This window comes from Paraflavitalea sp. CAU 1676 (assembly GCF_029223285.1).
Classification (GTDB): domain Bacteria; phylum Bacteroidota; class Bacteroidia; order Chitinophagales; family Chitinophagaceae; genus Paraflavitalea.
Genome location: NZ_JARHUJ010000002.1, coordinates 119,675 through 141,250, shown reverse-complemented (window position 1 = coordinate 141,250; position 21,576 = coordinate 119,675). Strand labels below are relative to the sequence as shown.

The following is a 21,576-nucleotide window of genomic DNA, read 5'->3' as shown; positions in this document are numbered from 1 at the left end:
TAAAACGATTACTTTATGAACAGCTTCACAAAGAACCCTGCTAAGAAAGAATCGACGCTGCAAATTGTAAAAGTAGCTAAGGAAAAAACGGTTACACCCGCATTGAAAGTAGCTGCTAAATCGCCTGTTGAACTGAAGATGCCGCCGCCTATTGACAGCTGCTTTAAAGGAAGAGATAATGATTGTTTATGAACCTGTCGCTGATAGTGCAGTTCGAAAAAAGGTTATGCCGGTTTTCTTTCAACTACCGGAACGTTATCTGCCTGCCGGAACGCAAACAGGTAGGCAACACACCTGCGCTTAGAGGCAGGCACATGCAATAGGCAGGTTCGATAGCGGCGAGCCCGCGAATACGAACTTTATAAAATAATTATTAAAGCCTGGCCACCGAGCCGGGCTTTTTTTATTGGAGGGATCGATATTGCCGATGGGTGGACGTCCACTACCCTTCCGCTTTTGGAGAAAGAGGCTCGATTTAAAAGTTGTGCTATTTATACGGGACCGGTACGGGAGCGGTACGGAACGGGTACGGGAGCGGTACGGAACCGGTACCTTCGGAAAATTTCTGCGCTGATGCACATCTGGCCATTCGACCCTTTTTAAGATCTTCGTATACACTCCAACGGTCCTGTGTGGCAAACGTACTACAAACCTGATGGGGGTTCCAAATTTCAGCCAGTCTTTTTGATCGAATGCCACATATTGACATGACATAACATGACATTGATGCCATGGACTGCTGCGTCTTACATTGCCACAATCTCCTCCCCTATAACTTCCGCATCAACTCCTGTGCTTTCTTATAATTGGGTGCATCGGCCGGGATCTTTTCGAGCCAGTCTTTGGCGGTATCCTTGTCTTTGTCTTTCAGGAAACTGAGGGCTTCGTAAAAGCAGGCTTCGTATTTGAAGGCTGACTCGCCTTTGAACAGTTTTTCGAAGATGGCCCTGGCATATGTTACCTGATCGGTTTGCAGCAAGGATACCCCGAGGTAAAACAGTGCATAACTGTTATCGGGTTGGTTTTGCACCACCTCGGCCAGGTTAACCGCTGCCACCGTAAAGTCTTTGCTGTTGAAAGCCGTGGTAGCTTCCTGCAATACTGAATCGACATGACTACCCCGCTCTACCTGCGAGATCATTTGCGTATCCGCATACTTATCATACAAATTGCCTGCAAATGGATTCCAAACAAATATTGCGATGATCAACACCGCAGCGGCAGCTATTGCTACGCCTACATACCGTTTAAAGGAAACCAGCTTGCCGGGTTTGGGGCCTGCGATTCCTTGCTGGGCTGAAGCTCCGGATTGTACAGCGTGCAGTCCTTTACCCTCACCTTGCGCGCCGGCCTGCTGTTCGCCACCAAAATACTCCTGGCGCAACGTCTGCATGGTCGCTTTTAACTGGTCACGTTGCTCATCCTGTCCCCACTCCTGCTGCAAGGAACGTTCCACCTCCCGGTGCAGGTTCAACAGCTCCTGTAGTTCGGTATCGGTTTGCAGCGCCTTCTCAAACGCCGCTTCCTCATCGGGCGACATATCGCCGCTGAGGTACCGGGGTATATCGTTTTTCGTGAAGTTCATAATCCTGATTATTATTGGTTAGGTACGGCTTACTGCGTCCGCAGCTGTTGTTGCACCAGCTGCGTAAGAGACGCCATGCATTCACTCTTCTTTTTACGGAGGTAACCGTAGGTCACTTTTAATTGTTCGGCTATCCGCTCCTGGTCTTCTCCACTCATACATTTCCGGATGATCTCCCGGCAGCTCTCGCCCAGCTTTTCGAAGCACTGCAGGAATACCTGCATCTTTTCATTGTTCAGCTTCAGCTGCTCGGCCATGGCAAATGCGTCTTCGCCTATAGATACATCATCCACCTCTTTTGTTACCGGCTGCCGGCCTCTTTTTTTCAACTCATTGAGCCATTTCCGTTTACAAACAATGATCAAAAATGGTTCGAACGGACAGGTAAGCTGTAAGTCCTTGTGTTTTGCCTGATTATAGATGTCTACAAGCGACTCCTGGAATATATCGGCTGCATCGTCTTCGCTGCCGCTGTTGGCCAATATATATTGCTTCACTTTCGAAGCATACTTATTATATATCTCACGCACCACAGGAATGTCATTATCCAGCAGGGCCTGGATGTAGCGCTGGTCGGAATGAAGGAGGGTAGAAATAATCGTAAGGTTTATAAGTGAATGAAATCCATTGCACAAGGCCCGTATTTCTTCAAGCGGTAAAAATAATTAAAAAAAGTTCCCGGCAAGGGGGTAACAAAAATACCGGCCTGCTGATATACCTGTGAACACGCAAGGGGCGGATGCCGAAAAGCCCCCAAAAAAGAGTAGGCACTACCAAAAAATCGACAGTTATGAAACGTTCATTATTTGCAGCCTCCGTGATAGCTGCCTCTATCGTAGCACTTACTTCCTGCAAGAAAAATCAAGATGCTCCCCAATATGCCCGCGCTGAAGCTTTCTGGGCTGCTAACAAGATCCCTACGCAAACCTTCAGTGGTAATGCCGCCAGTGGCTTCGCCATCATCGGTGAAAAAGGTACCAAAGTAAATTTCCCTGCCAACGCTTTCGTTGATGGCGACGGCGCGATCGTAAGTGGTACTGTAACTGTTACGTTGAAAGAAGTACTGAGCAAGAAAGATGTATTGCTCTCCGGTGTAATGACCGAATCGAATGGCAAGCTCCTGGAATCGGGTGGCGAGCTCGAGATCAAGGCCAACAAGGATGGCAAGAACCTGCGCATCAATCCCCAACTGGGCGATAAGGGCATCCAGGTAGAAGTGCCCAAGGTGATGAATCAACGCGATATGGGATTGTTCGTACAGGAGAAACGTGATCCAGGCCCCAACGGTGGTGGCACCGGTACCGGCGGCGGTCAAACCCAACAAACGCCTACGACCTGGGTTCCCGCTCCTTACTATCCTTTTGGAAACGGACCTAACAGCTACACATTCACCCTGCCTGGTTTTACCTGGGTAAACTGCGACCGCTTCTACAGCGATCCCAACCCCAAGACCACAGTAACGGTGTCACCGGTTTTCCAGGACAACAACCTCGTATCTGACCTGCAAGTGATCCTGGTTTTCAAGAACATCAGCACCGTGATCACTTTCCCTTACAACAACAGCATTCAGAAATTTGAATCTTATCAGAACTCGCTGCCCATTGGTTCACAGGCTCACCTGGTGTTGATCGGTAAAGACAGCGATGGTTTCATCCAGTTCGGTACACAAAGCATCACCATCAGCGCCAACCAACACATTGATGCGCCGATCCACAAGTCAACGCAAGCTGAAGTAGATGCTTTCCTTGCTTCGATACAGTAATGATCTGCATAAAGCGGTAGCCCGGGACGATGAAATGCTGAGTGAATATGGCTACCGCTCCTTTCAAAAAGTTCAATCAGTCATCAGGCTTATCTCCGGGACTAATCAGTCGGTTCACCGTACCTCCAAAGGCTGCCTCGCAAGAGGCAGCCTTTTTTATGGCTATATTTTTGAACCGTTCTTTTAACTGTTGATAGTGAACGACCGCTCAATACGTAAAAGTGGTGGTAGATTGGTATTGACCCGTAGTGCCGTCTGCTGCCCTCCAGCTAACAGGGCCTATCCGCGACAGTGGTCTGTTTTGTGCATCATAGGTAAAGGAATAACGAGCATCGAAGGTGAGGGAGTTGGTACTCGTGCGATATACTCGTGCGGCATTATTACGCTGCAACCGGATGGCAGGCAGTAGTACGGGATGATGCAAGGTTGTATGCAACAACGCAAAGCCATCGGGGTTCTCTTTGTTATCGTACTCCTCAAAATGCTCGACATATTCATATTCGACAGAGGGCGGCACGGCGAATTGGCGATAAACGATCTCTTTCAAATTACCATCTTCATAATAGCTCGGGGTGAGCGTTTGCTCGGTCGCCATGCCTGTACCGGGGTCAACTTCCCAGGTTAGTTTTTGCAGCCGGTTTTCGCTGCCATATTGCAACCGGCATATGCGGTACAGTTTGTTTTGCTTATCGAGGACCCTGATGGTAACGGGCAGCCCCTGGCTGTATTCGTATTCCAGCACATCTTTGTTGATATCGGCCTGAACGTCTTTATTGGCGAATATTTTATGGATCTTCCTGTTCGCATAGGTAATATCGTAAAAGGCAAGTCCGGAGGCATGGTTGAGCTGCGTGATATAGCCGGAATCGTTGTAACTGAACTGATAGTAAGGCGAAGGCAGGCTGCTGATGTTCATGGCCCGGAGCTTTACGGCCGGGATATCGCTGGCAGGCGGCGGTGTGGGGGAAGTTTCGGGCGGGCAGTCGTTTTTGCGGCAGGCGATCGCGCAGGGGATCAATAGAAAGATGAGCGGTTTGATGGTCATGGCTATGTTGATTTATGGAAAGTATTACGCCCTGTCCGGGCGGCTGGTTGTGTAGCCCGAAAGATTGCACAGATTTGGGGATATGGGCATCCCCGAAAACAGTGATTTTTCGCAGCCGGTATCATCAAATAGTCGTATATTAGAAGTCACCGATTGCTTCACCAAAACAATAAGCTGTATGAACAAAAAAGTAGCAGACATCTTACTCAGAAAAGGCAGTAGCATCACTACCGTACAACCTAACATTTCCGTACTGGAGGCGTTGAAAATCATGGCCGATCAAAACATCGGATCGGTAATGGTCATGGAAGACGGGCGCTACCTGGGCATCATGACCGAGCGCGACTATTCCCGCAAGATCGTTCTGAAAGGAAAGAACTCTACCGATACCCCGATTTCGGAGATCATGTCGAATGATTTTCCGCGTGTTACGTCGGCCGACTCTATCGATTACTGTATGCAGCTGATGAGCGACAAGAACATCCGCTACCTGCCAGTTTTTGATGGCGAACAGGTGATCGGCATCATTTCGATCAACGACGTGGTTAAGGAAACCATCCTTTCGCACGAGGAAACGATCACGCAACTGAAAGATTACCTGCATTCTGCACGATAAATCATTCTTGCTCCAATTACCCCCTGGAGCAATAAGTCCTGCCGGCTGGCAGGGCTTTTTTTATGCAGGTAACCGAGCCAGCGCGTTGGGGGTGAGGGGAATTCAAACTCTTTTCTATATTTTAGTCGACCAATACCCCCTTCACCAAAACACGCTGATCATCACATGAGACCCCTCCTCCTGTTGCTGGCACTGCTCTGCAATGCCGTCCTTTTATTCGGTCAGGCTCCCGTCATTACCTCCTTTACACCTGCTTCCGGCCAGGCGGGTACCGAGGTTACCATAACCGGCCATCATTTCAGCACAACACCTGCCGACAACATCGTTCATTTCGGTACCCTGAAAGCCACCGTACTGACGGCCTCAACGACTTCTTTAACCGTTGCCGTGCCCCCGGGTGCTACCTATAAGCCTATTTCGGTGAGTGTGAACGGGCTGACTGCTCAAAGTACCCTTTCTTTTGCGCCTACTTTCCTGCCCATCAGCCAGACCTTTACTGCCGGCAGCTTTAAACCAGCCGTCAATGATTATGGCGGCGGCGATGTCGCCGAAGCCGATATGGATGGCGATGGCTATACCGACCTGATGCATACGCGTTTCTATTTCGATGAAGTAAGGATACTCCGCAGTACCCGCAATGGCTTTGGCTTTTCGCATGAGAACATGGTTTGGGGCGCCACTACCAACCCGCTCACGGTGAAGGCCGCCGACCTCAACGGCGATGGGTTGCCCGAACTGGTGGTATTGAGTTACCTGAATGCCGTGAATGTTTTCAAGAATAAAAGCTTCCCGGGTTTCGTGTCACTGCAATGGCCTCAGTGGACGCTGGCAGCCGGCAGTGGTACCCGGGACTTTGCCGTTGGCGACCTCGACAACGACGGCAAACCCGATGTAGTAGTGACCAACCAAGACGCCAATACGATCTCGATCTTCCGCAATACCTCCACCGCCGGCGACCTGTCCTTTACCACCAGGACCGACCTGGCTACTGTTGCTGCACCGGAAGGCGTGGCCATTGGCGATATTGACGGCGATGGTAAAGCCGAGATCGTGGTGGCGGGCTACAGTGCCGCAGGTGGCATCGGCCTGTTCAGGAACCAGTCGACCCCGGGCACCCTTACTTTCGACGCGCCGCAGACCCTGGTAGCAGGCACCTTCCTCTGGGATGTGGAACTCACCGATATCGATGGCGATGGTAAGAAAGACCTGCTGGCCACCAACTCCGGCCCCAATGTGGTTTCTGTATTCAGAAATACCAGCGCCGGGAGTGTTTCCTTTGCACAGCGTATCGACCTCCCCACAGATAATAGTCCGCGTGGCATGGCCGTGGCCGACCTGAATGCCGACGGCAAACCGGAGATCATCACTGCCAACTGGTTCATGCAATCAACCGCTGCCGTGCTGCGTAACAAATCTACCGCAGGTACTATCTCCTTCGATCCGTTCATTACCTACCCAGCCGGCGAAGGCACGGGCCGGGTGGTGGTCGCCGACCTCAACCGCGACAGCCTGCCGGATATCATTACCGCCAATTCGCAAAGCAATACAATCTCTTACCTGTTCAACCAAAATGGGGTGAACCGCGGCAATCCTTCCTGTGCAACGATGATCGCTCCGGCACAGGGTACCAACATACCGCATTTTGAACCCACCAGGTTTGTATGGAGAAAGGATACATACTCGACTGGCTATCAGCTGAAGATAAGACAAGGCAACACTACTGTCCTTGATATTACGACTACCGATACTGCGTATGAATGGACGCCACCCGCCTACGGACAGATCTATTACTGGTCTGTGCGACCGGCCAATTCACCGGGGCCGGAGTGGGCCTGCGGCGAATACATGATCGTTTCCTGCCCGCTATTTAATACATTGGTCAACATTACTGCCCAGGGAGGCACCACTTTCTGCAGCACCGATTCGGTAAAATTGCAAGGTGAGTTCTCCGGCGCTTACCGATGGTACCGCGACGGGCAACCGATCGCCGGCGCTACGGATAATTTCCTATGGGTAAAAACTTCCGGCTCTTATACTGCGCGCATGGGTACCGATTGCCTCACCGAACCTTCGCAACCCATTGTGGTGACCGTAAAGCCTGCGCCGGCCAAGCCTGTACTGGCGACGAACGGGCCCACTGGTTTCTGCGCCGGCGGCAGTGTGCAATTGACCAGCAGCCTCGACCTCAACAACCAATGGTTCAAAGATGAAATTGCCATCAGCAGTGCCAATGGCATTTCGTATACAGCCAATGCGAGTGGCCGGTACTATGTTCGTGTAGCCAATACTACCAGCGGCTGTTACAACTATTCCGATACGATCCGGGTTACTGCCAACCCTTTGCCTGCCACGCCAACGATCACGGCCATGGGGCCAGCCACGGTATGCGCAGGCACGCAGGTTCAACTGCAATCTTCGGCCGCCTCGGGCAATGTTTGGTTCAAGGACAATGCGCCACTAGGTTTTGGCGCCCAATCGGCCTTTGTGGACAATAGCGGCTCTTATACCGTACAGGTTGTTTTGAGCGGCTGTAGCTCGCCGGTGAGCAGCGCGTTTGCCGTAACCGTGAACCCGATACCTGCCACCCCTACGCTCAATGTTACCGGCATTAACAATATCTGTCAGGGTGATAGTTTGAAACTGGAGTCATCTGCCGTCAGCGGCAATCAATGGTACAAAGATCAGCAGCCAGTTGCCAACGCCACCAACACCATATTCCGGGCCAAGGTGGCCGGTACGTACTCAGTGAAGGCCACGCAGAACGGATGCACCTCCGGCTTTAGCGCCAATGCTATCCTGCAGCTCGACCCATTACCGGCGAAACCTGTTATTACCGCCAATGCCAGCGTGCTCAGCACAAACCCGGGCTACACGGGTTACAAATGGTTCCTGAACAATGCGCAAATACCGGGCGCTACCACGTACCAATACACGGCTACTCAAAGCGGGCTGTACCGGGTAGTGGTCAATCAAACCAACCCCTGCCCCATCAGCTCGGACGAACTCAACTTTGTGTACACGGCGGTGAATGATATTGAATGGCAAGGATACACGATCACGTGGTTCCCCAATCCGGTGCAGGATCAGCTCACGTTGCGCGTATCGCAGCAAACGAGCCTGGCCGGTAAGGTAACCGTACGCGTGGTAGACGCTCAGGGTCGTTTGAGGAGCGGCGAACAGGTATTGAGGCCCGGCACCAACCAGGTATCGCTGGCGGCTTTGCGCCCCGGCATTTATTCGGTGATCGTGCGGAACGGGCAATCGGAAAAGGCCTTCAAGATCATGAAGGCGAAATAAAGCGGCAGGGTTGCAAGCGGCTTTGCTTCATCGGCTGCCACTTATTGACTGGCGACCAATATCCGAAGACCGTATCTTAATCAAACTCAAAAATCATGGAAAAGCAGTATTGTCGGTCAACCGCCTGCTGCCTACCTTGTACCTATATATGAGAAAACTGTTTTTATTCGCGGGCTTCCTGTTGTGCCAGGCCCTTTTGCCCCTGCACGCGCAACAGCACCTGGCCGACAGTATTAAACGTGTGCTCGACTCCACCCTGCCCGATACTGCCCGCGCCCTTAACATGGTATTCTATGCGATGTATATGGAAACAGTGGATGCGGCAAAGAGTCACGAGCTGTATGCCGATGCCGTGAAATTCAGCGAGGCGAAGAACCTGCCTCGTTATGCAGGTATGGCCTTACGGTATGAGGCCACTCCTTATCACCTGGCCTACGACAAGCCGAAGGAGCGCAGCAACCTCTTTCGTGCAATTGGATACCTTGAGAAGGCCACCACACCGGCCGGCAAAAAAGAACTGGGCAATGTGTATGGAGACCTGGGATCTTATTACAGGAATGCCGACCAATACGATAGTGCTGCCTATTGGTTTCTGCGGGCGTTGCCGCTGCTGGAAGCTAGCGGCACGGAACTGACGAACACCTATTGCAACCTGGCCGGACTCTATCAACAACTCAAACTGCCGGAAAAGCAACGCGAGTACAGCAGTAAGGCGCTGGAAGCCGCGAAGAAGAGCAACAAAAAGAAAAGCCTGTATGTTGGCTACCTATACAATGTGCACTACTTCGTGGAAGTAAAGGAGTTTAATAAAGCCAAACTGTACCTCGACTCGGCCCGCCCTTACTTTGCGCCTAACTATGATTTCTCTACTACAAGCCTGATCTATTTGCTCTCGGGCATTACCTACCAGCAGCTGAAGTTGCCGGATAGCGCCATTTTCTATTATAACAAAGCCTACGAGCATGCCAAACAAAGAGGTGTGCCCTGGAGCATGGTAGAGCCCAAGTTACAGATAGGACATATCTATTACGAGCAAAAGAAGTACCCGGCAGCAGAAGCGGTGACACGCGAAGCGATAGCGCTGGCGGAGAAAGACAGTATTCAGCTTTTTATGGAAGAAGGGTACGGACTGTTGACCAAGATCTTTGAAGAAACAGGCAGGCACAAAGAAGCCAATGAATACATCTGGAAATATGTAGACATCAAAGATTCCATCGAAGCGGCAGAAAGAAAAACCTTTGCGCTCGACCTCGAGAAGAAATACGAAACGGAGAAAAAAGACCATGAATTGTTGCAACAGCAAACGACCATACGGCAACAACATAACCTCAATTATATATTGATCGGCGGCGCTGCTGCCCTATTGGTGATCACACTACTTACTTACCGCAACTACCGCAACAAGCAAAAACTGCAGCAGCAACGCATCAATGAGCTGGAAACCGAAAAACAACTAACGGCCACCGAAGCGGTTTTGAAGGGCGAAGAACAGGAGCGCACCCGGCTGGCCAAAGACCTGCACGACGGATTGGGCGGCATGCTCAGCGGCATCAAGCATTCTTTCTCCAATATGAAAGGCAACCTCGTGATGACGCCCGATAACCAGCAGGCTTTTGAGCGCAGTATGGACATGCTCGACAGTTCGATCCGTGAAATGCGCCGCGTGGCCCACAACATGATGCCCGAAGTGCTGGTAAAATACGGGCTCGATACCGCGCTCAAAGATTATTGCATCGAGATCAACAAGAGCGGCGCCCTGCCCGTCAACTATCAATCGATCGGCATGGAAGGCAGCTCCATCGATCAAACCAAGTCTATAACTTTATATCGTATTGCCCAGGAGTTGCTGAACAATGCCATCAAACATGCCGGCGCCACACAGGTAATCGTTCAGGTTACGCGCTCCAATGGCTTATTGTCGCTTACTGTTGAAGACGACGGCAAGGGGTTCAACGAATCGGTGTTGCAGCATACGGGCGGTATCGGCTGGCACAATATCCGCAACCGGGTAGAGTTTCTGAAAGGCCGCCTGGATGTGAATTCGGCGCCGGGCAAAGGTTCCTCTGTTTTGGTGGAAGTAGAGGTTTAGGCCGCCGCCTTACAGATGATCCAACGTGTACCCTTCCTTAATTGTTTAAATTAGTAGCCATGCCTACACAACTATTTATCGTCGACGATCACTATATGGTTATTGAAGGCATCCACTCCTTGCTGAAAGATGAAAAAGGTATGGAATGGCTGGGCCATGCCACCAATGCCGCTTCGTGCATGGCCTTTCTGCAAAAGCAACAACCGGATGTGATCCTGATGGATATCAACCTGCCCGATGTGAGCGGCATTGAACTTTGCCGCCTGGTAAAGGAAAAGTATCCGGCCATTTTCGTGATCGGCCTCAGTACCTTCAACCAATATAGCCTTATTGAAAAAATGATCGCCAGCGGCGCCTCTGGTTACTTACTAAAGAATGCCACCCGCGAAGAACTGGTAGAAGCGATCCAGACTGTATCTAACCGTAAAACCTATTTCAGCAAGGAAGCGGCGCAAACGATGCGCAAAGATGATTCGTTGAAGATCGTGCTTACACGCCGGGAGAAGGAAGTGCTGGAGTTGATCGCCGATGGCATGACGAACAATGAGATCGCGCAAAAACTATTCATCAGCGTTACCACTGTGGAAACACATCGCCGGAATCTGCTGACCAAGTTCGACGCCAAGAACATCGTATCGCTGGTTAAAACGGCCATTCAATTACAGATCATTCAATAGACCATAAAAAAAGGCGGCACCGAAATGCCGCCTTCTTATCAATCAACCTTCTATCAATTCACTTTCACCAGTTTCAATTGTATCGTTTCGTCGCCCTGCGTGATCTTCACAAAGTAAACGCCGGCTTCCAATCCATCGCCGATGCGTACTACCTGGCTACCGCGCAGGTTATTGAGGGTAGCCACTACCCTGCCCTGCATGTTGCTGATCCTCACATCGATCCTGTCTGCATTGTTATCGGTTTGAATGTTCAGCGTGAATTGCCCCCTGCCCGGATTGGGCGCAATGGTGCCCGCTAATCCGGTTTCACGGCGATCCTGCGGACAATCACCGGCATCACCCCGTCTGCGATCGTGGGGCACTCTTACTTCGGTGGTCTTTACGGTCTTGCGCCCCTGATCATCTTTGCAGGTTAGAGTGATCGTGTAAACACGCCCATTGCCGTTACCTGCGCGTTCGGCCCGCAACAACACGTGATGATCGTCGATCACCTTCCAGTCGGGCGATGTATTGCCATCTCCTGTTCCATTCACCGGCTCATTGCTGGTAACAGACAGTTCACAGCCTTTAAAGCTGGGACAATCCCTGCCTGCCAGGTAATCTACCTTCACTTCTTTCATTTTATGATTGGGCGGCCACAGCAAGCACGGACTTGCGGTAAGGTCTGAGATGGTGACGCAATTATCTCCTGATGGCGGCTGCCTTTTGGCCAGCAATTGCGCCCTTATTTCCCCGCCCGGGAATCCGGTGGTATGGATATTGGAATACCAGAGACCATCAAGTAGCTGGGTTTCCTGAACGTCGGTGAGTACATGTGTATTCACATACCAGCCGGAGGTGACCCCTAATGGGAAACCGGCATGCGCAATAGATACGGGGGCGTTAACGCCTGGCGTGCCCGGTGCATGGAAATGGGCGGCGGTGGTATTGGAGCCGAGGCCTCCGAATACGATGCCGTAGTAAATACGATTGGCAATATCATCATATACGCCGAGGATTGTTCCCGTGCCCTTAGAGTTATTGGGAGGTACTTCCTGACCTCCGCTGTAACTGCTTCTGAAGAAATGCAGGTTGGCGGGGAATCCGAGTACGATCTGCGCCCTGATCTCTCCGCCGGGAAAGGTGGAAGTATGAATGTTGGAGTACCAGAGGCCCGCTTTGAGCAGGGCTTCCTGCCCGGGCGTGAGATGATCCATAGCGGTATAGGTACCAGCTGTTTGCCCCAGTGGAAAACCTGCATGTGCGATGAGCACGGGGGCATTGGTACCTGGAGCACCGGGAGCATGAAAGTGAGCTGCCGTTGTGCCGGATGTAAGGCCGCCAAACAGGATGATGTAATACAGCATATTGGCATCATCATCATAGATGCCGGCAATAGTGGCGATGGCGGGCGATGGATTGGCGGGGTTTTCCTGGTTACCGGAATAAGTAGCGAGGAAGGGAATATTGCCGGCCTGAACAGCTGAGAGAGAACATAGAAAGAAGATAGCAGCAAGCAATGAATGCCTGGTTTTCATGTAATAGTGTTTCATACTGTAAATTTTGGATGATGATTTACAGTTCCTCACAAGTATTGAATCGTAATGGGCTTATGGGGGAGGATACGAAGACGGGAGATAAATTATCTTACGCAAAAAAAGCGCCAGGGGTTGGCGCTTTTTGAAATGCTCTATTAATGGTAATAAATGGTCAGGTAATGCCTCGCGCCGGCAATGGGGCGCTTTTATAACCTATTGCTGCGACTGCTCAGGTGCTTTTTCGGTTACCACGGTTAGATCGGCCAGATCAACGGTGATGGGCATGAGGCCTAACTGTACCACGGCTTTGCGGCCACGGATCTCCTTCACTTCACCAACCTGGTGGTTCTTCTTCATCAACACTTTGTTGCCGACCACAATCTCACCACCTACTTCCTTGTATTTGGAACCGATCTTCTTTTTGACCTTCTCGGTCGTTTGTTTTTGATTTTGTCCGAACAGCAAGGCATGCAACTGGCGCATCAGCTCTTTCTTATCTTCCTCGATATTGGACTTACGCCAGTCGAGCACGATCTGCTTGAGCTTGCGTTCCATATCCTTGAGGTAAGCGATCCGTTCTTCCGTTACCTTGTTCTGGTGTTTCAGCAACTCTACCTGCTGGTAATGACGCTCTTTGTCGATGAGCGTTTCCATATCTTTCTTGATGCGCTCATTATCCTTCAACTGCTTACTCAGGTCTTTGTCTTTCTTTTCAATTTCGCGCAGGTCCTGCTCGGTCCGGTTGAGCAGTTTATCCAACCGAAAATGTTCTTCGTCTACCAACTGCCGGGCGCGGGTGATGAGCGACGGAGGCAAACCGATGCGTTCGGCGATGGAAAAGGTATAAGAGCTACCGGGCTTACCGATGATGAGTTTGTACATCGGCAGCAGGTTCTTCTCATCGAAGGCCATGGCGCCGTTGATAATGCCGGGCGTTTTGTTGGCCATCACCTTCAGGTTGAGGTAGTGCGTGGTTACAATTCCCATGGAATGCTTGCGCACCATTTCTTCCAGGATCACTTCCGCAAAAGCACCACCGAGATTGGGATCACTACCGCTACCGAGCTCATCGATGAAGAACAGGGTTTTTCCGTTGGCCACTTCCATGAAATGTTTCATGTTCTTGAGGTGCGAGCTGTAGGTACTGAGCTCGAACTCGAGGCTTTGGGTATCGCCGATGTGGATCATGATCTGCTTGAAGATGCCAAACTGCGAGGTGGGATGCACGGGCACCAGCAGGCCGCTTTGGATCATCAACTGCAGGAGGCCTACTGTTTTCAGCGTTACCGTTTTACCACCGGCATTGGGGCCAGAGATCACCAGTATGCGGTTCTTTTCATCGAGCGTAACCTGTACCGGCATGGTTGGTTTTTGCGACCGCTTGTTGTACAGGTACAGCAGCGGGTGGTATGCCTGTACGAGGTGTACATGGGCTTTATCGCTGAGTACCGGCAGGTTACCGTTCACATCAACCGCCAATTTCGATTTGGCGCGGATGAAGTCGTACTCTCCCAGTATATCGTAGTAGGTTTTCAGAAGCGGCGCATACACGGATAGTTTGGCCGTCAGCTCGCGCAGGATGCGGTACACTTCCCGGTTCTCTTCATTTTCGAGGGAGAATATCTCGTTGTTGAGTTCGATCGTCTCTTCGGGCTCGATGAAGGCCGTTTTACGGGTATCGCTCTCGCCATGGAGGATACCCTTCACCTGGCGTTTCTGCTCAGCATATACGGCTACCACGCGGCGGCCATTGAGGAAGGCTTCTTCGATATCGGCGGCATGGCCGGCTTTGACCAGCTTTTGTACAATGCGGTCGAACAGGCGGCGCAGTTCGGTGCGGCGCTTGTAGAGGTTGAGGCGGATGCGCGCCAGGTCTTCGGAGGCGTTGTCCTTCACATGCCCGCTTTCATCGATCACATCATCGATCAGTTCGAGGATCACTTTTTCGTAATACGTATCGGCGATCACCTTCGACAGGGCCGGATAGGCGGTACGCCGGTCGGAGTCGAACCAGCGAAATATGCTTTGCAGGCTTTCGGCCAGTTTACGCACCAGCATGAACTGGTCTTCCGACAATACAGCCCCCGGAATTCCGATGAGTTTCAGCTCTTTGGAAATATTGAGGGTATGGTCATTGGGAAAATACTGGGCATACTGCACCAGCATTTTGTATTCGTGGGTTTGTTGCAGTTCCAGGTCGATGTACTCCTTCCGGGTATGGATCCGCAGCTCTTTGGCCTTTTCTTTGGCATACAGTGTTTTACAGTGCTCCTCTAACAAAGCTTTCACTTTTTCGAACTCCAGTTGCACCAAGGCCGACTCAGGAAAAAATTTCATAATCGATTATCGCAGATATCCTCTTATTTTTATGAGGTGCAAAGGTACGAAATTCGTTTCCGCGTTGCAATTCGGGGTTTAAATCCTCCACAACTGTTAACTGAATGATAAAAGCAGCGCTCTGTTGGCCAGCCTGCAAACCCTACAGCGCCGAACTGCGTTTATTAGGTAGTAAAAAAATTGAAAGCAAATGGCCGACCTGACTAAACGAAGCAGCATGAAATTGATGTTTACAACGACCTTGTTTTCGGTAGTGACGTTTTTATCCTGTGCAGTAAGAGAAAATCCACAAAAATATATGACGAGTAGTTTAACAGCTTCCTCCCCGGAGGAAAACACCTTCCGTACGGATACCGCCACCTTTGGAACCGGTTGTTTCTGGTGTACGGAAGCCATTTTTCAGCAGCTGGATGGGGTACTCAAGGTAACCTCCGGCTACAGCGGCGGACAAGTAAAAAATCCAACCTATAAAGAAGTATGCGAGGGCACCACCGGCCATGCCGAGTGTGTGGAAGTCGTGTACGACCCAACAAAGCTCACCTTCGATGAACTGCTGGAAGTTTTCTGGCAAACGCATGACCCTACAACCCTCAACAGGCAGGGTAATGATGTAGGTACGCAATATCGCAGCGCGATCTTTTACCACAATGCCGAGCAAAAGGCCAAGGCCGAAAAATACAAGGCCGACCTGGATAAAAGCGGCGCCTGGGATAAACCGCTGGTAACGGAGATCACCGCAGCATCGGAATTTTACCCGGCCGAGAACTACCACCAGGATTACTACAACAATAATGGTTCAGCGCCTTATTGTTACTATGTGATCCGCCCTAAGCTGGAAAAGTTCGAGAAAGTGTTCAAGAGTAAGATGAAAAAGACGCATTAGTAAATTTCTCCTATTCGATGGAGCGCGCCCTTTGCGGGGCGCGCTTTTTTTATGCCGTTGAGGCTCGTCCATGCGCCCCGTTATCAATGCATTTGCTGACCACCCATGCATGCCAGGATCTTTTTTAATTCCCGTCGCTACAGGGCTTTTTGCATGCAATGACTATAGCTGCTTTTGAATGATGCCATCAAGATACTTTGTAATGTCCTCCCGCGCTCCGGTAGAACGGTCGACCACCTGTCCCTCTTTACCAATGACAATGTGAACCGGCAAGCTTTCCACCTCGTAATCATGCTGCATTCGCCCTGCTCCCTGCACCACCTGGTACAGAAAGCGGCGCTTACGAAAGAACTGTTGCAGCTTATCTTTTTCATCGCCCGTAACCGCCAGGAATACCACTTCGCTGTTGCCGCGGTATTTTTCGACCAGCTTGTTCAGCGCCGGCATTTCACCGATGCAGGGACCGCAACCGATGCTCCAGAAATTGATGAGTACCACCTTGCCCCTGAGCGTAGCCAGGGTAACTTTATTTCCTTGCAGATCATAGCCGGTGAAATCGGGCGCCGGCTTTTTCTTTCCGGTCGCCGCTTTGACATCCGTCGTACGCAATGATGCCAGGAAGGCATCCACCTCTTTTTCGTTTACAGTACAGTCAGGATAAATAGTCCGGATAGAATCAACCACCTCTTCACGACCCAGGCGCATAAGTTTCTTATAGTCCTCCATCGCCATGTTCAGGTTGCCCAGCTTACGATATGCTCTTGCACGGATACTCAACAGGTCGGGCAGAAAATTGCCCTCATAGTTACTACCGGCCAGCAAGCTGATGGCCGCAGATGACTGGCCGATTGCCTGGGTGTACTCACCTGTGAGCAGTTGCACTTTTGCCAGCAATTGCATCAAATAAGGCACATACATGTAATAGTGGCTGGCCGACAGGCGGTACTGATGCTGGATGCTACCCGTTTGCCAATAACCGATCGCCCGTTGCAGCATGCTCCTGGCACTGTCGAGCTTCTCCCCTCTTTCCAGGTAAATGCCGGGTAGTTTGTCCAACCCATAGTAAGGCATCATTCCTTTTGCATACTGGGGTATCAACACCCGTTCAAAATCTGCTACCGTTAAGGATTGCAGCGTACTTACGTAGTGGATCACATTGCTACTGGCGGCCAGTGCCGCATCGGGGTAACGCTGGCAAATAACACCCAGTGTTTGCCGGATATCTTCTTCTATTTGTTGACCGCCCGACTTATAATATTCGTAATTGTATAAGCTGAATGCCAACTCGGTGGCAGCCTCCTGCGGAAAGGATTCGAGCAATTCCCGGAGGCATGTTTTTGCAGCGGCCAGTTGGCCGCTCTTGGCATAGCCTACGCAACAGGCTGTCAGCAACGCTGCATCCGGTTGGCGTGTGGTACGGCGGGCAGTTTCGAGGGCGGGCAGCAATGAATCGATGATCGCTTTTGCCTCTTCCACGCCAGTGCGTAAAGAAACCACATTAAAGTATTTCGCATACGTGAGGTAGTGCCGTGGATAACGGGTTATTTCCAGCCCAAAGAGTTTTCGAAGGTCGCCGGAAAAGAACTCTTCCCAATAGGCACCGGCTACGGGTTGTCCACTTTGCTTATCGTACACCAACAATTTACAGGCTGCGGCTTCATCATCCTTATTGAGCGTATAGAAACGGATGGAGATCGAAGCGGTGCCCGGCGGCACCACCATCCTTTGGCACAACGTATCGGTACCCGCCAGCAGTAACACCTGCCACCGATAACTCCCGTCCTGCAACCAAATGACCGCCTTCGCGTAAACAGGTTCCTTTCCGTTAATCACCGCCGCAGCATTCCGCACGTAGTAACAGACCTGCAGGGTATCCCCCCAGGCCGGTCTTTCCGGAACAACCTGTCCGGCCTTTTCGTTTGCCTGCACAATCATTGCGTAACCAATGAACCATAACGATATTATGCTTACCTTTTGAAGCGTCTGCGTTTTCAATATCCCGAATAAGACTTTCATACCAGCGTTTTCTCAAAAAAAAGCAGGAAGCCTTACCCATGAAAATATGTTTGACTGGTTGATGACAACAGTTGACCAATACAAGCCTGCGCAGGACCGGTGCAGGCTGCGGCTTCGAATCAACAATTCGTCTACCGTATGGCCATATTGATCCATGACTGTATCGCATTCGTCAACCATTGATTGGTAATCGATCAAAATCATGCACATTTATTGGCAGAAGCAATTATTATGAATGCAGGATCTGTAATGACGGCTACCCGGCAACCCATCACCAACGTAAAGTGGCAACTTATGCATGCCTGGCAGCGATCTTTCACGGATTGGCGTTATCGCCTGCCGTTGCATACCGGTTTCTGGACTTTCCTGCTTTTCTTTTGGTTAAGGGAAAGTCTTGTTGTTAAGGTCGATATAGCTCAGTACTACAGTACCACGCTAACCGGGATAGCCCTGGCCCTTTTCCTGTTTTACCCGCTGGTATATGGTATCCTTCCATTATTGCAGCAACGGAAATGGTGGACAGCGTTGGCCGCTTTCGCCGTTTATTACCTCATCGGCATTTTGTTGCGTACCTATCACATCAGCCTACTGATCGAAAACTATAAGGCAGAAGGAGGGTGGTTTGCCGGCCAGGACTTCTGGCAAAGCTTTTACCAACACCAGCTACAACCAGTAGGTTTGCTGGCCGATTTCTTCAGCAGCATCACCGGTTTGATCACGATCATCTATATACCACTCACCCTCAAGTTTATCCGTTACGCCTGGCAGCGACAAGCACTACATGCCCGGCTGGAAAAAGAGCATGTGCAATTGGAGCTTAATTTTCTAAAAGCGCAGTTAAATCCTCACCTGCTGTTCAACTCGCTGAACAATCTGCAATCCTATATTGTACATGATGAGAAAGAAAGGTCCGTAGAGCTATTGACCAGGCTGGCCAGCCTGTTGCGGTTTTCGCTGTACGAATGCCGTGGCGAATTTGTAACGGGTCAGCAGGAAGCTGCCTTACTGCAGAATTATATTGCCGTAGAAAGTATCCGGTATGATGCGCCTTCGAAGATCGATGCCGACATACAGGTTCCATTGGTGAGTTATCCTTTGCCGGCTTTGTTGCTGATGCCCCTGGTAGAGAATGCCTTTAAGTTTAGTGGCTCCATGCCGGAAGCAGACATTCAAATACATCTTTCGACCCTATACGATGTACTCCACTTTTCGTCTTCCAATACCTATGATAAAGATTGTTTGCCACCCCGGGGAGGCATCGGGTTGCAGAATGTGCGGAAGCGACTGCAACACTATTTTCCCAACAGGCACCTGCTAACTATTGAAGATTCCGGCAACTCGTTTATCGTAACGCTAAAAATCTACCCCTCAGCCCATGAACTGTTTGATCGTTGATGATGAACCCCAGGCAAGGAAACTCCTTACCACTTTTATTTCCGGCATTGCCGGCTGCAAGGTTGTTTGCGCCTGCCGCAACGCCATGGAAGCCTATGAAATGCTGCAGACCGGCAAGATCGACCTGCTTTTTCTCGACATCAAAATGCCTGTTATTTCGGGCACCGATTTTCTGCGGTCGCTGAAAAATCCTCCGCTGGTGATCTTTACTACGGCCTACGACAAGTATGCCATGGAAGGGTACGAATTGAATGTCGTTGACTATTTACTGAAGCCCATAGCCATGCCGAGGTTACTGCAAGCCATCGAAAAGGCCTGGGCTCGTTATAAGGAGAACTTGTTCGTTGCTGCGCCCCCGCCGCCCGAATTCACTTTCGTGAAGCAGGATAACAAGCTGGTGAAAGTGGTGTTTAAAGACATTAAGTTCGTGGAGGGTATGCAAAATTACATCAAGGTACACCTTACCGATAGTGTGCTGATCGTGGCTTCGACCATGAAGGCTTTCGAGAAAATATTACCAGCCAACCAGTTTATCCGTGTACACCGATCCTACATCGCTTCTGTGAGCTATATAACCGCCATCCGCGCCAACCAGGTTGAAATGCCGGGGGTAGACCTGCCGGTAGGCATCAGCTACAAGGACGATCTGTTCAAGACGCTGGGCAATGACCCTGGGCAATAAACGACCGATCACTTCTTTTCAAGGCGTGTTCTGCGCAGCTCCAGCAGGTTGAGGCCATTGGCTGGAAATCCTTTTACCCAGTTTTGCTCCAGGTGGATCACCTCATCGTACCAGAGCGGTACAACCGGGGCATCCTGGATCACCAGTTGATCCATTTGCTGATACAGTTTGTACCGCAGGGTGTCGTTTTCCGTAATGATCGCTTGCTCGTACAGTTTATCAAATGCAGCATTGTGATAGCGGGTATAATTGGGCGGTGCAGGATTCTTACCATAAAACACGCTGAGGTAATTTTCTGCTTCGGGGTAATCGGCCATCCAACTGCCGCGGAAGAACAGGGCCTGCGATTTGGCGGTTTGCTCCAGCAACAAACTCTTCTGCACCACCTCTACCTGGATCCTGATACCTACCTCTTCGAGTTCCCGTGCTATAAAGCTGGCCAGGTCGGAATAGATAGCGATGGTCAGCAATTTGACAGCTGGCAGGTTGCGGCCTTCGGGAAATCCGGCGTCTGCCAGCAATTTCCTGGCCTTCACAGGATCATAGGAATATCCTTTCACAATAGAATCGTTGAACGAAGGCAGGCCCGATGGAATGAACCCGCTTTCGGCTGGTGTGCCGATCGAGTTGCGCAGGTACATCATCATTTTGCGGCGATCGAAACCATAATTAACGGCCTGGCGTATCGCTTTCAGCTTCAGCGGCGAGTTTTTCACCAAGGCATTATTACTGTCTACCAGGATGCCGAGGTACTCGGTATTGAGGTAGGGATGTTTGGTAAGCCTGATCTTGCCTTCCCAATCCTTCCGCAATTCGCCTTTCTTCGTAAGCACTTCGTCTTTGAACGATGCTTCGATATCGTTGGTAAAGTCCAGCTGCCCCTGGCGAAACATCAGGAATTCGGTTGCTTTACTGTCGTAAAAGCTGGTCTTGATCGCTTCGAGGTAAGGCAGGCGGTTGCCGGCACTGTCTTTCTCGAAGTAAAGCGGATGTTTTACCATGATCATCGCCTGCCCTTCTTCCCAACTCTTCAGCGCGAAAGGACCCGTGCCTATAGGATGGCTCCTGAAATCGGGACCATAATGCTCCACCGCTTCTTTGGCCACTACCGAACAATATTGCATGCTTAGTAAGCCTAATACGGGCGTAAAGGGCCGGGATAAGGTGAGCCTGAAGGTTGAATCGTCGAGCGCCTTGAATCCATCCTGCGCCGCGATGCGATTATTGAAGATCCAGGCGCCACTGCTGGCGGTTGCTGGATTAACAATTCGTTTAAAGCTATACTCTACGTCGTAAGCGGTCATTTTACGGCCTTTACCGTCCGTAAAAGATTCATTATCGTGAAAGAAAACGTCGTTGCGCAAATGAAAGATATAGGTGAGCCTGTCGGCCGATACGTCCCACCGATAAGCCAGGGAAGGCACTATATGCAGCTCATTGTCGGTCTCCACCAGTGTATTATACAGCTGGTGCACTGCCCAGATCACCGATTGGTTTTTGGCGAAAGCGGGATCGAGGGAGGCGATGCCGCTGAACTCGTTGTACCGGAATACCTGACCGTATCCGGCAGAACGGCCGCCGCAGGCGGTGAATAGGACAATGACGGAAAAACAGCTGATAAAAATTAGTGGGTTGACTTTCATAATCTGCGCTAAATTTAGCACTTCAAAAACAT

16 protein-coding genes are annotated in these 21,576 nt (G+C 50.7%); 9 read left to right on the top strand and 7 right to left on the bottom strand.

What is annotated here, in order from left to right; all coding sequences use genetic code 11:
- Positions 1–15 precede the first annotated feature (15 nt).
- Entirely contained in the window at positions 16–192 is a 177-nt protein-coding gene (locus P2H89_RS05335; protein WP_275825521.1) for a hypothetical protein, read from the top strand.
- Between the two features lie 577 nt (positions 193–769).
- Here P2H89_RS05335 and P2H89_RS05330 read toward each other — a convergent pair.
- Both P2H89_RS05330 and P2H89_RS05325 read right to left on the bottom strand, forming a co-directional pair.
- Positions 770–1,585 (bottom strand): tetratricopeptide repeat protein, encoded by an 816-nt coding sequence (locus tag P2H89_RS05330; protein ID WP_275825520.1) that lies wholly within the window; start codon positions 1,583–1,585, stop codon positions 770–772.
- Between the two features lie 29 nt (positions 1,586–1,614).
- Positions 1,615–2,220: a sigma-70 family RNA polymerase sigma factor gene (locus tag P2H89_RS05325; protein WP_275825519.1), complete on the bottom strand. Its 606-nt coding sequence runs from the start codon at positions 2,218–2,220 to the stop codon at positions 1,615–1,617.
- Between the two features lie 155 nt (positions 2,221–2,375).
- Here P2H89_RS05325 and P2H89_RS05320 point away from each other — a divergent pair, with 155 nt between their 5' ends.
- Positions 2,376–3,347, top strand: coding sequence for a hypothetical protein (locus P2H89_RS05320; RefSeq protein WP_275825518.1), 972 nt, complete (start codon positions 2,376–2,378; stop codon positions 3,345–3,347).
- Between the two features lie 208 nt (positions 3,348–3,555).
- Here the strand turns inward: P2H89_RS05320 and P2H89_RS05315 are convergent, their stop codons facing one another.
- Positions 3,556–4,392, bottom strand: a complete 837-nt coding sequence (locus tag P2H89_RS05315; RefSeq protein WP_275825517.1) for a hypothetical protein — start codon at positions 4,390–4,392, stop codon at positions 3,556–3,558.
- Between the two features lie 178 nt (positions 4,393–4,570).
- Between P2H89_RS05315 and P2H89_RS05310 the strand changes: the two genes are divergently transcribed.
- The 4 genes from P2H89_RS05310 to P2H89_RS05295 all read left to right on the top strand — a co-directional run bounded on the left by P2H89_RS05310 (position 4,571) and on the right by P2H89_RS05295 (position 11,071).
- Positions 4,571–5,008, top strand: a complete 438-nt coding sequence (locus P2H89_RS05310) for a CBS domain-containing protein (protein ID WP_275825515.1) — start codon at positions 4,571–4,573, stop codon at positions 5,006–5,008.
- A gap of 165 nt (positions 5,009–5,173) precedes the next feature.
- Positions 5,174–8,305, top strand: coding sequence for an FG-GAP-like repeat-containing protein (locus P2H89_RS05305; protein WP_275825513.1), 3,132 nt, complete (start codon positions 5,174–5,176; stop codon positions 8,303–8,305).
- Between the two features lie 148 nt (positions 8,306–8,453).
- Positions 8,454–10,394: a sensor histidine kinase gene (locus P2H89_RS05300; RefSeq protein WP_275825511.1), complete on the top strand. Its 1,941-nt coding sequence runs from the start codon at positions 8,454–8,456 to the stop codon at positions 10,392–10,394.
- A 59-nt stretch (positions 10,395–10,453) separates the two neighbouring features.
- Positions 10,454–11,071 carry a response regulator transcription factor gene (locus tag P2H89_RS05295; protein ID WP_275825510.1) on the top strand — a complete coding sequence of 206 codons (618 nt, stop codon included), beginning with the start codon at positions 10,454–10,456 and terminating at the stop codon, positions 11,069–11,071.
- Between the two features lie 53 nt (positions 11,072–11,124).
- On the opposite strand, the gene P2H89_RS05290 is transcribed toward P2H89_RS05295, so the two are convergent.
- Both P2H89_RS05290 and P2H89_RS05285 read right to left on the bottom strand, forming a co-directional pair.
- Positions 11,125–12,603, bottom strand: coding sequence for a CHRD domain-containing protein (locus P2H89_RS05290; protein WP_275825509.1), 1,479 nt, complete (start codon positions 12,601–12,603; stop codon positions 11,125–11,127).
- Between the two features lie 198 nt (positions 12,604–12,801).
- The gene (locus P2H89_RS05285; RefSeq protein ID WP_275825508.1) at positions 12,802–14,925 is read right to left on the bottom strand and encodes a MutS2/Smr-associated SH3 domain-containing protein; all 2,124 of its coding nucleotides are present in this window, start codon (positions 14,923–14,925) and stop codon (positions 12,802–12,804) included.
- Positions 14,926–15,223: 298 nt separating this feature from the next.
- Here P2H89_RS05285 and msrA point away from each other — a divergent pair, with 298 nt between their 5' ends.
- Positions 15,224–15,808, top strand: a complete 585-nt coding sequence (gene msrA / locus P2H89_RS05280) for a peptide-methionine (S)-S-oxide reductase MsrA (RefSeq protein WP_275825506.1) — start codon at positions 15,224–15,226, stop codon at positions 15,806–15,808.
- 162 nt (positions 15,809–15,970) lie between these two features.
- Here msrA and P2H89_RS05275 read toward each other — a convergent pair whose 3' ends face one another.
- Positions 15,971–17,824 carry a TlpA disulfide reductase family protein gene (locus P2H89_RS05275; protein ID WP_275825504.1) on the bottom strand — a complete coding sequence of 618 codons (1,854 nt, stop codon included), beginning with the start codon at positions 17,822–17,824 and terminating at the stop codon, positions 15,971–15,973.
- A gap of 231 nt (positions 17,825–18,055) precedes the next feature.
- Here P2H89_RS05275 and P2H89_RS05270 point away from each other — a divergent pair, with 231 nt between their 5' ends.
- Positions 18,056–19,219: a sensor histidine kinase gene (locus P2H89_RS05270; RefSeq protein WP_275825503.1), complete on the top strand. Its 1,164-nt coding sequence runs from the start codon at positions 18,056–18,058 to the stop codon at positions 19,217–19,219.
- Complete coding sequence (locus P2H89_RS05265) at positions 19,200–19,901, top strand: LytTR family DNA-binding domain-containing protein (RefSeq protein WP_275825501.1); 702 nt, start codon at positions 19,200–19,202, stop codon at positions 19,899–19,901. Before P2H89_RS05270 ends, P2H89_RS05265 begins: the two co-directional genes overlap by 20 nt.
- Before the next feature lie 8 nt (positions 19,902–19,909).
- Here P2H89_RS05265 and P2H89_RS05260 read toward each other — a convergent pair whose 3' ends face one another.
- Complete coding sequence (locus P2H89_RS05260; protein WP_275825499.1) at positions 19,910–21,544, bottom strand: ABC transporter substrate-binding protein; 1,635 nt, start codon at positions 21,542–21,544, stop codon at positions 19,910–19,912.
- Positions 21,545–21,576 lie beyond the last annotated feature (32 nt).